Annotated in this window: 9 protein-coding genes; 3 read left to right on the forward strand and 6 right to left on the reverse strand. The window is 63.6% G+C overall.

What is annotated here, in order from left to right; all coding sequences use genetic code 11:
* Nucleotides 1-19 precede the first annotated feature (19 nt).
* The 3 genes from C7T96_RS14300 (at nucleotide 20) to C7T96_RS14310 (ending at nucleotide 5,363) form a co-directional block, all read left to right on the forward strand.
* Entirely contained in the window at nucleotides 20-850 is an 831-nt protein-coding gene (locus C7T96_RS14300) for a MurR/RpiR family transcriptional regulator (protein WP_106572087.1), read from the forward strand.
* A gap of 196 nt (nucleotides 851-1,046) precedes the next feature.
* Nucleotides 1,047-2,228 (forward strand): efflux RND transporter periplasmic adaptor subunit, encoded by a 1,182-nt coding sequence (locus C7T96_RS14305; RefSeq protein WP_106571924.1) that lies wholly within the window; start codon nucleotides 1,047-1,049, stop codon nucleotides 2,226-2,228.
* A 15-nt stretch (nucleotides 2,229-2,243) separates the two neighbouring features.
* Nucleotides 2,244-5,363: an efflux RND transporter permease subunit gene (locus C7T96_RS14310; protein ID WP_106571925.1), complete on the forward strand. Its 3,120-nt coding sequence runs from the start codon at nucleotides 2,244-2,246 to the stop codon at nucleotides 5,361-5,363.
* Between the two features lie 177 nt (nucleotides 5,364-5,540).
* Here C7T96_RS14310 and C7T96_RS14315 read toward each other — a convergent pair whose 3' ends face one another.
* Genes C7T96_RS14315 through C7T96_RS14340 form a run of 6 tightly spaced genes read right to left on the reverse strand, consistent with a single transcriptional unit; the run spans nucleotide 5,541 to nucleotide 12,255 of the window.
* The gene (locus tag C7T96_RS14315) at nucleotides 5,541-6,716 is read right to left on the reverse strand and encodes an ABC transporter substrate-binding protein (protein WP_106571926.1); all 1,176 of its coding nucleotides are present in this window, start codon (nucleotides 6,714-6,716) and stop codon (nucleotides 5,541-5,543) included.
* A 26-nt stretch (nucleotides 6,717-6,742) separates the two neighbouring features.
* Entirely contained in the window at nucleotides 6,743-8,653 is a 1,911-nt protein-coding gene (locus tag C7T96_RS14320) for a long-chain fatty acid--CoA ligase (protein ID WP_106571927.1), read from the reverse strand.
* Between the two features lie 24 nt (nucleotides 8,654-8,677).
* Nucleotides 8,678-9,490 carry an ABC transporter ATP-binding protein gene (locus C7T96_RS14325; RefSeq protein ID WP_106571928.1) on the reverse strand — a complete coding sequence of 271 codons (813 nt, stop codon included), beginning with the start codon at nucleotides 9,488-9,490 and terminating at the stop codon, nucleotides 8,678-8,680.
* Nucleotides 9,487-10,275 (reverse strand): ABC transporter ATP-binding protein, encoded by a 789-nt coding sequence (locus tag C7T96_RS14330; protein ID WP_106571929.1) that lies wholly within the window; start codon nucleotides 10,273-10,275, stop codon nucleotides 9,487-9,489. Before C7T96_RS14330 ends, C7T96_RS14325 begins: the two co-directional genes overlap by 4 nt.
* Entirely contained in the window at nucleotides 10,272-11,372 is a 1,101-nt protein-coding gene (locus C7T96_RS14335; RefSeq protein ID WP_106571930.1) for a branched-chain amino acid ABC transporter permease, read from the reverse strand. The genes C7T96_RS14330 and C7T96_RS14335 overlap by 4 nt, the downstream gene beginning before the upstream one ends.
* Nucleotides 11,373-11,379: 7 nt before the next feature.
* Entirely contained in the window at nucleotides 11,380-12,255 is an 876-nt protein-coding gene (locus tag C7T96_RS14340; RefSeq protein ID WP_106571931.1) for a branched-chain amino acid ABC transporter permease, read from the reverse strand.
* Between the last annotated feature and the right edge of the window lie 14 nt (nucleotides 12,256-12,269).

Here is a 12,269-nt window from a genome sequence, read left to right on the forward strand (position 1 = left end):
CCGCAAACAGGAGGGCGTCTTGGCCACAAGCATTGCAGAGCTGATCGCGGATCGGATGGATGCCATGCCGACCGGCGAAAAGCGCGCCGCGCAGACGCTGATCGCCAATTATCCGCTGATCGGGCTGAAGACCGTCGCCGACTTCTCGCACCAAGCCGGTGTCAGTTCACCGACCATTCTGCGTTTCATTGCCAGGCTCGGGTTCCACAATTACGCCGAGTTCCAGTCCGCCCTGCAGGACGAGCTCGCCGCACAGCTCCAGTCCCCGCTCACGCGCACGACACAGCCCTCGCCCGCGCGCGGCAGGACGGCGCAGACAGTGGACGCGACGCTGGAAAACATCCGCGGAACGTTCCAACACGTCTCCGACCGCCAGATCCGCGACATCGTCGCACTGTTGTCGAACCGGCGCTGCGGCATCCATCTGGTCGGCGGTCGCTTCACCGACCCGATCGCCCGCTATATGGCAGCCCACCTGACCATCGTCCGCCCAAACGTGTCCCATCTCGCCGGTCAGGAAAGCAATTGGCGCGACCGGCTGATCGACATGGGCAAGCGCGACGTGCTGGTCGTCTTCGACATCCGCCGCTATCAGGACAGCCTGCTGCGCTTCGCCGAAATGGCGGCCAAGCGCGGCATTCACATCGTCCTGGTCACGGATCAATGGCTGTCACCCATCGCCCGCTTCTCGCGCCACGTCATTGCCGGGCGCACGGCGGTGCCGTCAGCCTGGGACTCTTCGGCCGCCTTGTTCGTGATCGCCGAAATCCTGATCGGCGAACTCACCCGCGCCTTGGAGACCGAGAGCCGAGGGCGCATCCGCGAGATGGAAGCGCTGCGCGGCGGCTGAGATCGGCGCCGCAAAGGCGATAAACATGGACAAGATTTAACATTTTTCGGCGTGCAGGCACGCCGGAGAATTGTCATAAAGACAGCCTATTGACCGTTTGCGAAGCCGGTCTCGCCTGCGCGCGCGCTTTTTTGGCGGCGACATGAGAGCGAGGGCAAGCCACAATGGCACATGTCCGGCGGTCCCGGAGTGATGGATGTCGATCTGGAAGCAAATCGCGCTAACCCTGCTGGTGCTGCTTGTCGCGGCGGCGATCTGGGCGCGTTTTTTCCCCGGCGCCGACCAGCAGCTCGCACGCTGGGGTCTCGACTGGGGCCCCGGCGCGGCGACCGACGGCGGGAGCGGGCGCGACAGCGGTCCGGCCAGCGGCCGCGGCGGCCGCCCGCCGCAAGGCGGCGTCGTGACCGTGGCCGTGCTCGAAAGCACCATCAACGACCGTCTCGTCGCCATCGGCACCGGGCGGGCAGCGCGGTCGGTTACCGTGACGCCCTTCGCCAGCGGCCGCATGACCGAATTGCTGGTCGAATCGGGATCGATCGTCGACGCCGGCGACGTGATCGCCCGACTCGACGCCGAAGCCGAGCAGATCGCGTTTGACCGGGCCCGCATCGCGTTGCGCGATGCCGAAGCCCGCCTCGAGCGCGTGCGCGCGCTTCGTGCCTCCAACACCGCCAGCGCGGTCCAGGTGACCGATGCCGAGCTCGCCGTCGACAATGCGCGTCTGGCGCTGCGCGACGCCGAACTGGAACTGTCGCGGCGCTCCATCGCCGCGCCGATCGGCGGCACTGTCGGCATCCTGCCGATCGCCGCCGGCAATTATGTCACCGCGCAAAGCGAGATCGCCTCGATCGACGACCGCTCGGAAATCCTGGTCGATTTCTGGATTCCCGAACGCTATGCCGGCACCGTCACGGTCGGCTCGCCGCTGACGGCCGCCGCCATTGCGCGTCCGGGCGAAACCATTCAAGGCAGCGTCAGCGCGGTCGACAACCGCATCGACGCCGAAAGCCGCACGCTGCATGTCCAGGCCCGCCTCGACAACAGCGCCGACAGGCTGCGCGCCGGCATGTCGTTCCACGTTTCCATGCGTTTTCCCGGCGACACCTATCCCGCCGTCGACCCGCTGGCCGTGCAATGGGGCGCCGACGGCGCATTCGTGTGGGCGGTGCGCAACGGCCGCGCAGAGCGCGTAGCGGTACGGATCGTCCAACGCAATGCCGACAGCATCCTGGTCGACGCGCCGCTGGCGCTGTCCGACGCCGTCGTCACGCAAGGTATCCATGCCGTACGCGAGGGCGCGGAAGTGCGTCTGGCAAGCCGCGACGGTGAAGCCGCGGCGCCTCAGACCGGGACTTCGCGCCCCGCCAGCGGGTCGTAGGGCGGGTCACGGGCAATGAGTACAAAAACCGATCCCGAACTCGGCCTGACGGCGCTCTTCGTCCGCCGGCCGGTTCTCGCCTTCGTGATGAACACGCTGATCGCGGTGGCCGGCCTCGCCGCCCTGCTAGGCGTGGAGATCCGGGAACTGCCGGAAGTCGACCGGCCAGTGATCACCATCCGAACCGAATATCCGGGCGCCTCGGCCGAAACCATCGATCGCGAATTAACCGGCCTGATCGAGGGCGCCGTGTCGCGCATCGCCGGCGTGAAATGGATTTCGTCCTCGTCCTCTTTCGGCCGCAGCACGGTGACGGTCGAGTTCAACGACAGCGCCAATATCGACACCGCCGCCTCCGACATGCGCGATGCCCTCGGCCGGATCGCGCACGAACTGCCCGAGGACGCCGACGCCTCACGCATTATCAAGGCGGATTCCAACGCCCAGCCGGTCATGAGGCTCGCCGTCACCTCCGCCACCATGTCTGTCCAGGACATGACCGTGCTGGTGGAGGACGAGATCGCCGACCAACTGGCCTCTGTTGCCGGCGTGGCCGATGTCCAGATCTATGGCGAACGCGACAAGATCTTCCGCATCGACATCGATCCCGCCCGGCTGGCCAGTCTCGGCCTGACCGTCGGCGACATCCGCAGCGCATTGTCGTCTATGGCCTTCGACGCCCCGGCTGGCTCGCTGACCAGCAACACCCAAGACCTGATCGTGCGCGCCTCCGCCACGGTCGCCACGCCCGAAGCGTTCGAGAAGATCGTGGTTAAGGGCAATACGCGCCTCGGGGATTTCGCCTCCGTGACCCTGGGCAAGGATCTCGGCGAGACCCAGTTGCGCGCCAACGGCAAGACCGGCATCGGCATGGGCGTGATCCGCGCGGCCCAGTCGAACACGCTCGAGATATCGGCCGGCATCCGCGAGGCGGCTGAGCGCATTCGCGAGAACCTCCCGGAGGGTGTCTCGATCGACGTAACCAGCGACGACGCAACCTTCATCACCGGCGCCATCCATGAGGTCGAGATCGCGCTCGGCATCGCCGTTTCGGTGGTGCTTTTGATTATCTTCCTGTTCCTTTGGGATTTTCGCGCCACGATCATTCCCGCCGTGGCGATCCCGGTCGCGCTGGTCGGAACGGTGGCCGCCATCTATCTGGTCGGCTTTTCGATCAATATCCTAACACTGCTCGCGCTCGTTCTGGCGACCGGCCTCGTGGTCGACGACGCCATCGTGGTGCTGGAAAACATCGTCCGGCGGCGCAATCAGGGTCTCGGCCCGCGCGCTGCGGCCGTACTGGGCACAGAGGAAGTGTTTTTCGCCGTCCTGGCGACCACCGCCACGTTGATCGCGGTGTTCGTGCCGCTGTCCTTCCTGCCCGGCCAGACCGGCGGCCTGTTCCGCGAGTTCGGCTTCGTGCTGGCGATCTCCGTTTTTCTGTCGTCGCTGGTGGCGTTGTCGCTGTGTCCGATGCTCGCCTCGCGCTTTCTGCGCACCGGCGAGGAGGCGCAAAGCCAAGGCGCGATGGGATCGCTGGGCCGCGGCCTATCCAAACTGTATGCACGGATGTTGCGCGTGTGCCTCGACGCGCCGCTCGTCGTCGTCGTCGTTTCCGCCCTGATCGCCGGGTCGGCGGCCCTGCTCTATCCGACCATCAAGTCCGAACTGACGCCGCGCGAGGACCGTTCTCTCGCCTTCATGCGGGTGTCCGCGCCGCAGGGCGTCAGCCTCGACTATTTCGCTGACCAGATGCTGCGGATCGAGGCCCTGCTCGCGCCGATGCAGGAGCGCGGCGAGATCGAAAGCACGTTTTCCATCGCGGGCTCCGGCGGGTCGTCCAACAGCGGCTTTCTGGTGATGCGCCTGGCGCCGTGGGACGCGCGCCAGCGCTCCCAGCAGGAAATTCTCGACGAGGCAAACGCGCTGGTCGCTCAGGTGCCGGGCGTGCGCGCCTTCGCCTTCCAGCCCAACAGCCTGGGCATACGGGGCGCCGGCAGCGGCCTGCAATTCGCCGTCGCGGGCGCCAATTACGCCGTGCTGAACGAAACCGCCGCCGCGATCGTGGCCGAGATGGAAAAGGATCCGCGCTTCCGCCAGGCGCGCCTGTCCAGCGACACCACCCAGCCCCAACTCGCCGTCAGGATCGACCGCGAGCGGGCGAGCGATCTCGGCATCGAGATCGCCGGCATGGGCGAGGCCCTGCAGGCCATGCTCGACGGGCGTAAGATCGGCACCGTGTTCATCGACGACCGCAGCTTCGACGTGAAGCTGGTTTCCACCATCAATCCGATCAACGATCCCACCGATCTGGAAAACATCTTTTTGAAGACGCGCGACAATCGCTTCGTGCCGGTCTCCACCATCGCCACGCTGACCGAAATGGCGGTACCGCCGTCGCTGTCGCGCGAGCAGCAGATGCGCGCCGTTTCCGTCACCTCGGCGCTCGACGCCGATTTCGCGCTCGGATCGGCCTATGAACGCGCCTTGGAGATCGCCGAGCCGCTGCTGCCACCCGGCTACCGTATCATTCCGCTGGCCGAAACCGCCACGCTCGGCGAGCAGTCGGAAAGCATGATGACGACCTTCGGCTTCGCGATCGTCATCATCCTCCTGGTGCTGGCAGCGCAGTTCGAAAGCTTCGTCAGCGCCGTTATCATCATGGCGACGGTGCCTCTGGGACTCGCCTGCGCGGTCTTCGCCATGCTTTTGACCGGCACAACGCTCAACGTCTACAGCCAGATCGGCCTGGTGCTGCTGGTCGGCATCATGGCCAAGAACGGCATTTTGATCGTCGAGTTCGCCAATCAGCTTCGCGACCGCGGCCAAAACGTGCGCGAGGCGATTGAAAACGCCGCCAATGTCAGGCTGCGCCCGGTGATGATGACCATGATCTGCACCATCGTCGGCGGCGTGCCGCTGGTGATGGCCAGCGGCGCGGGCGCCGAAGCGCGCGTGGCGCTGGGCTGGGTGATTGTCGGCGGCCTCGGGCTGGCGACGGTTTCGACCCTGTTTCTGACGCCTGTCGCCTATCTGGTGCTTGGCCGCTTCGTCACGCCCAAGGCCCAGGAGGAGGCCCGGTTGCACAGGGAAATCGAGCAGGCGCAGCGTCCGGCGGCGACGCCAGGCGAATAAGCCCTTCGGATCCAGCGGCGCCGTTCTGCGTTTTACCGAAGCGCGGATCGGCTCTCGAACATGTTGCTTTAACGCCTTTCCGGACGGCGAACCGGCTTCCGCTTCGCCTGGAAACGCTCAAATAAAAGAGACCGCGCGAAGATTATCGCGCGGCCTTCGTCGTCTGGTTTCTGTCGATCAGTTCGAGGTGGACGGATCGATACGGCCGACCTCAACCCATTTGTCGCCCACGATCTTGGAGATGATGATCAGCTCGCCGCCCTGGTGATCGGGGCCGACATCGACGGGAACGTCGTTGATCACATCCTCGAACTTCACGCCTTCCATGGCCGTGCGGAAACTCTCCGACGTCAGGTCCGGACCTGCAGCCTCAAGCGCCATGACCAGCGTCTTGGCCGCTCCGTAGCCGAGCTGCGCGGCCGTGTCCGGCGCATTACCGGTATAGGCCTCGTAGCTTTCGGCCCACTCCTTGACCTCGGGAACATCCAGCCTGGCCTCGAAATCGACCCAGCCGGCCGCCGCGTAGTAGCCTTCCGTCACTCCGCCGGGCACCTTGGCAACGGCGGTGTTGAAGCCTGCCGACGAACCGATGAAGGCGACATCGGTCCAGCCAAGCTTCTTGGCCGTGCCGAAAGCGACGATGGTCTGACGCACGCCGAGCGCCGTGGCGACGATATCGCAGCCCGCATCCTTCAGCTTCTGGATCGAGCCGACGAAATCCTGCTCGTCGGGCTTGTGGGTGGTCTCGGCCGCCCAGGTCAGCCCCAGCTCCTCGGTCTTGCTCTTGGCGCCCTCCTCGATTTCCTTGCCGAAATCGGACGGGATGTACATTGCGCACACTTCCTTGGCGTCGTCCTGCTTCACCAGGAACTCCACGCCCGCCCGGATCTGATCATAATAGGACGAGAAACCGGTATATTTATAGGCGATGTCGCCTTCGATCATCTGGCGCGCGGCCGTCAGCGGCGACACGTTGGCCACTTCTTTCGCTTCCATGATCTTGAAGCCGGCGATGTTGTGCGGCGTGCCCAGATTCAGCAGCATGGCGAACACCTTGTCGGAATTCACCAGCTTGTTGAAGTTCTGCACCGCCTTGGGCACCTGATAGCCGTGATCCTCGACCACGAAGCGGATCTTGCGTCCGTGAATTCCGCCCTGTTCGTTGACTTCGTCGAACACCTGCTGCGCCGCCTTGATGGCGCCGACATTGAAGGCGGCGAACACGCCGGACAAATCACCGTTGGAGCCGAGCACGATCTCGTCGTCGCTGACGCCTTGGGTGGCGTTGGCGGCCGAGGCCATCCCGGCCGCCAACGCGGCGGCGAGGATGGATCTGGTCAGTGTCTTCCTCATGGGTATTTCCTCCTTGGCTATGATATTCAGGTTTCGGCATGGCCGGGCTGGCCATACATGTCGTCGATCAGTTTCTTGTGTTTTTGTTCGACGAAACTGCGCTTCAACTTCATCGTCGCGGTCAATTCCTCATCCTCCGCCGTCAGCAGCACGTCGATCAAGCGGAAATCCTTGATCTGCTCGACACGGGCGAATTCGGCGTTCGTCTCCGCGACGATACCGGCGATGAGATCGCGCACTTCCTGCGCCGCGCACAGCGACTTGAAATCGTTGAACGGCACGCGCCTTTCCTGCGCGAATTTCTCGACATTCTCCTGATCGATCATGATCAGGCTGGTCAGATATTTGCGCTTGTCGCCGATGATCACCGCATCGGCGATGAAGGGCGAGAATTTCAGCCGGTTCTCGACCTCCGCCGGCGTAATGTTCTTGCCACCGGCGGTGATGATGATGTCCTTGACCCGGCCGGTGATCGTCAGGAACCCCTCATTGTCGAGGCGTCCGACATCGCCGGTCTTGAGCCAGCCATCCTCGGTGACGGTCTCGGCGGTCTTGTCGGGCTTGTTCCAATATCCCTTGAAGACATTGGCGCCGCGATATTGGATCTCGCCTTCGGGCGAGAGCCGGATTTCGCCGCCCGGCACCGGCTGGCCGACCGTGCCGGTCTTGTTGCGCTCGATCAGATTGACCGAGATCACACCGGCGCTTTCGGTCATCCCGTAGCCTTCCAAAACGGTGATGCCGACGGCCCGATACCATTTCAAAAGCGCCGGCGAGATCGGCGCCGCGCCTGTCGTCCCGCGCCGCAGCCGGTCAAACCCGAGCATGCGGCGCAGATTCTTGAGCACCAGGAAATCCCAGATCGCGTAGGAAAGCCGGTTCATAGCGGAAACCGTCTCACCGGCCTCCAGCGCCTCGGCGCGCGCCATACCGGACGCCAATGCGCGACGGAAGGCCCATTTGCCAAGCGGCGTGGCTTCGTTGGCCATAATGGTGACGCGGGAGTAGATTTTCTCCCACACGCGCGGCACCGCCGTGAACACATGCGGCGAAACCTCGCGCAGATTGTCGAACACGGTTTCGGGGCTCTCGGCGAAATTAACCGTCGAGCGCAGCCCGATCGGCGTGAAGACGCTGATCAGCCGTTCCAGGATATGGCACAACGGCAGGAAGCAGACCTGCTCGTCGCTTTCGTCGACCGGCAGGGTCAGCACCGCGCCAGCGATCGACACGACGATGTTCTCGTGGCTGATCATCGCGCCTTTCGGCGGGCCCGTGGTCCCGGACGTGTAGACCAGGATCGCGGTGTCGTCGGGTTTCGAGGTGGCGATCTCTTCCTCGAAACGGTTCGGATTCTGTTTCAGGAAATCCCGCCCGAGCCGGTAAAGCTCGTCGAGGAAAATGACCCGGTCGTCGGAAAACCCATGCAGACCGTCGGCATCGTAGACGATGACCTTGGCAAGCCCCGGCATCTCGTCCTTGACCGACAAGAACTTGTCGAGCTGCTCGTCATTTTCCACGAACAGGAAGCGGCTGTCGGAATCGTTGACCAAATATTGCAGTTGCTTGGCCGAATCGGTCGTGTAGACGCCTGACGCAATGCCGCCCACCGACTGGACCGCAAGGTCGGTGTAGATCCATTCCTTGTTGTCCTCCGACAGGATCGAGACCACTTCGCCGCGTTTCAGCCCGAGCGAGAGCAGGCCCAGTCCGATCAGGCGGGCGTGTTCGTAAAAATCCTCCCACGTATAGGACAGCCAGATGCCGTACTGTTTTTCGCGATGCGCGACGCGGTTGCCCAGTTCCTGGCAGCGCTGACGAAACAGCTTCACCAGCGTGTCGCAACCGTCGAACACATAGGGACCCTTTGACAGGTCCGCATTGAAACTGTGTCCGTTAACCGTCTGTTGCGGAGGTAGTTTTTCGGCAATCGTCATTGCTTCCTCCCGTCGCGGCGCGCCTCAGCGCCAGGTCTTTTTCTGTTTCCAGCGCTTCTGGCCGCGCTGCGTCTCCTGCTGGACGCCGAGATAGAATTCCTGCACGTCCTTCGACTGCAGCAGGCGCTTGGCGTCGTCAGCCATGACGATGCGCCCCAATTCCATTACGTAGCCGTAATCGGCCACCTCCAGGGCAACCTTGGCGTTCTGCTCGACAAGCAGCATCGTCACCTTCTGCTCGCGGTTGAGGCGGCGGATGATCTTGAAGATCTCCTTCACCAACAGCGGCGACAAGCCGAGACTCGGTTCGTCGAGCAGCATCAGCGTCGGACGGGCCATCAGGCCGCGGCCGATCGCCAGCATCTGCTGCTGGCCGCCCGACAGCGTGCCGGCGGCCTGTCGGCGCCGCTCGGCCAGGATCGGAAAATAGGAAAACACCATCTCCTCGTCGCGGTACACCTCGCCCGTGTCGTTGCGGGTGAAAGCCCCCATCCTCAGATTTTCCTCGACGGTCAGCAGCGGGAAAACCTCGCGCCCTTCCGGCACGTGGACGATACCCTTGCGCACGATGCTGTCGGGGCTGGCGCCGGCGATGTCCTCGCCGCGGTAGACGATCTGCCCCTTCTCCGGGTCCATGACGCCCGAAATGGTCTTCATCAGCGTCGTCTTGCCGGCACCGTTGGCGCCGAGCACCGTCGCGATCTGGCCCTCGCGGACCTCGAGGCTGCAACCGCGGATCGCCATGATCGGCCCGTAATAGCTTTCCAGGTTGCGCACCGTCAGCAAGGCCTGCGGCGCCTGGTCGGGATGTGCCTGTGCTGCCGTGGCGCCGCTCATGCGACCTCCCTTTCCCCCGCCTCATCGGCCGAGCCGATATAGGCCTCGATCACCTTTGGATCATTCTGGACTTCCGCCGGCGTGCCAAGGGCCAGCATCATGCCATCGGCCAGTGCAAGCACGCGGTCGCAAACCGAGGAAACGAGATGCATGTCGTGCTCGACCATCAAGACAGTGATGCCCATCTGAGTCTTGATGTCCTCGATCCAGAAGGCGACGTCCTGGGTCTCCTCAACCGAAAGACCGGAGGCCGGCTCGTCGAGCAGCAGCAATTTCGGCTCGATGGCGAGCGCCCGCCCCATCTCGACCACCTTGCGCACCCCATAGGGCAGGCCGGCGATCATCTTCTCGCGATAGGGCTGCAGGTCGAGAAAATCGATCACCTTCTCCACAGCCGTGCGGTGACGCCGCTCCTCTTCGCGTACGAAGGGCGTGAACAGCAGTTCGGAGACGAAATTGGAATGGCGGTGGCGATGCCGACCGACGAGCAGGTTCTGCAGCACGGTGGCCTGCTCGAACAACTCGATGTTCTGGAAGGTGCGCGCAATGCCCAGCCCGGCGATCTCGTGCGGCTGGCGCGTTAGGATGCTCTTACCGTCGAAGCGGATGTCGCCCTCGGCCGGCTCGTAGAAGCGCGAGATCAGGTTGAAGATCGTCGACTTGCCGGCGCCGTTGGGCCCCACCAGCGCGAAAACCTCTCCCGCCTCGACCGAAAACGAGACCTGATTGACCGCCACCACGCCGCCGAAGCGAAGCGTGACATTGTCGATTTCAAGCAGGCTCATCGCATGCGCTCCGTCTTGAGATAGCTCTTCTGGCGCCTGAACATGTCGCGGCGATAGAACGGAAACAGCTCGAAATAGGTTCTGATCTTCACCCAGCGGCCGTAAATGCCCATCGGTTCGAACAGGATGAAACCGATCAGGATGGCGCCGAAGATCGCCGCTTCCAGCCCCGGTATCGCGATCGAGCCGCTGCCGATCAGGCCGGCGACGAAATCGCGTCCCATCGCGATCGCCTGCGGCATCAACGCCACGACGACAGCACCGAAAAAGGCGCCGTGGATGGAACCGAGCCCGCCGATGACGATCATCATCAGAAGCTGGATCGAGATGATGATGTTGAAGGTCTCGTTGTTGAAGATGCCGGCGAAATGGCCCATCAGGGCCCCGGCCAGGCCGGTGATCGCCGTCGATATGCCGAAGGAAACCGCCTTGGTGCGGGCGATGTTGACCCCCATCGCCTGGGCCGACACTTCCGAATCGCGCACCGCGGCGAAGGAACGGCCGAGCGGCGAGCGCAACAGGTTGCGATAGGCCAGCACGACCAGGATCGTGACGATCAGCACCAGCCAGTAGAACCGCTCCGGGTTGCCGTAACGATCGATCTCCAGTCCGAAAATGCTGATCGTCGGCGCGAACAGGCCGACCACGCCGTTGGTCAGCGGCTCGGCGATGACGATCAAATCGTCGGTCAAGATGGAGATCGCCAAGGTGCCGATGGCGAGATAGATGCCGTGCAGCTTGGTGGTGGGGATGGCGATCAGCACGCCGGCCAGCCCGGCGATCACGCCGGCCAGCGGAAAGGACAGGATGAAGGGCAGGCCCAGCCTTTCCTGCAACAGCACATTGGCATAGCAGCCCACCGCGAGGAAGGCCGCATGGCCGAGGCTCGCCTGACCGGTCTGGCCGACCAGGATCATCAGCCCCATGCCGGCAATCGCCCAGATCAAAAGATTGGTCATCTCGCCGAGCCAGAACGTGTCGAAAAACAACGGCAACAGGATCGCCAGCGCGGCCAGGAGCAGATACCACGCCGCCTGGACGCCATGCCGGAAATAATTGATGTCGGCGTCGTAGGATGTCTTGAAGACGATTCTCATGGCCGCGCTACACCTTCTTCCGGTGGACCTGGGCGAGAATGCCGTGCGGTCGGAAGATCAGAATCAGGAACAGCAGCAGGTAGGGCATGATCTGCGAGTAGCCAGCCGCGATGTAATAGGACGAGAACGGCTCGATCAGCCCGACAATCAGCCCGCCGAGCAGCGCACCGGGCAGCGAGCCGAACCCGCCGATCACCGCCGCGGCGAAGGCCTTGATGCCGAGTAGGCCGATCGAGGGATCGATCGACCCCTTCGAGGCGAACAGGATGCCGGCGATGGCAGCGACCGCGCCGGCGAGCGCCCAGATCAGCGAATGAACGCGCATCACCGGTATGCCCATATAATAGGCCGCGAGCTGGTTCTGGGAGGCGGCCTGCATCGCGACGCCGAGCTTGGTGCGGTTGAAGTAGAAATAGAGCGCGACGGTGAGGATCAGCGTGACGGCGATGATCATCACCTCGTCGAGGCCGAGCACCAGACCGCCGAAGCGCACGTCCTTGCCGGCGATCGGCGATTCCAGCGAGATCGGCTCATGGCCCCAGATCAGCCCGGCGAAAAAGCGCAGCACGAAGCCGAGCGCGATGGTGAGGATGACGATCGCGATCTGCGACTGGCCGAACATGCGCCTGAGCACGAACAGGTCGAGCAGATAGCCGAAGGCGCCCATCACCACGATCGCGATCGGCACCGACAGCCAGAACGGCCAGCCCAGAAATTCCTGGTTGGTCAGGCCGAGCGCGATGAAGGCACCGAGCATCATGAAGTCGCCCTGGGCGAAGTTCACGGCTTCGGTCGCCTTGTAGATCAGGACGAACCCCAACGCGATCAGGCCGTAGACGCACCCATTGGCGAGGCCGCTTACAACAAGCTGCAAGACGTCCAAGACGTTCTCCTCCC

The organism is Nitratireductor sp. StC3 (assembly GCF_003015025.1).
In the GTDB taxonomy this organism is placed as follows: domain Bacteria; phylum Pseudomonadota; class Alphaproteobacteria; order Rhizobiales; family Rhizobiaceae; genus Mangrovimarina; species Mangrovimarina alexandrii.

What these genes read in the sequence shown, in the direction of transcription:
- C7T96_RS14305 (WP_106571924.1), top strand. Translation starts at nt 1,047, where the DNA reads ATGTCGATCTGGAAGCAAATCGCGCTAACCCTGCTGGTGCTGCTTGTC.
- C7T96_RS14310 (WP_106571925.1), top strand. Translation starts at nt 2,244, where the DNA reads ATGAGTACAAAAACCGATCCCGAACTCGGCCTGACGGCGCTCTTCGTC.
- C7T96_RS14315 (WP_106571926.1), bottom strand. Translation starts at nt 6,716, where the DNA reads ATGAGGAAGACACTGACCAGATCCATCCTCGCCGCCGCGTTGGCGGCC.
- C7T96_RS14320 (WP_106571927.1), bottom strand. Translation starts at nt 8,653, where the DNA reads ATGACGATTGCCGAAAAACTACCTCCGCAACAGACGGTTAACGGACAC.
- C7T96_RS14325 (WP_106571928.1), bottom strand. Translation starts at nt 9,490, where the DNA reads ATGAGCGGCGCCACGGCAGCACAGGCACATCCCGACCAGGCGCCGCAG.
- C7T96_RS14330 (WP_106571929.1), bottom strand. Translation starts at nt 10,275, where the DNA reads ATGAGCCTGCTTGAAATCGACAATGTCACGCTTCGCTTCGGCGGCGTG.
- C7T96_RS14335 (WP_106571930.1), bottom strand. Translation starts at nt 11,372, where the DNA reads ATGAGAATCGTCTTCAAGACATCCTACGACGCCGACATCAATTATTTC.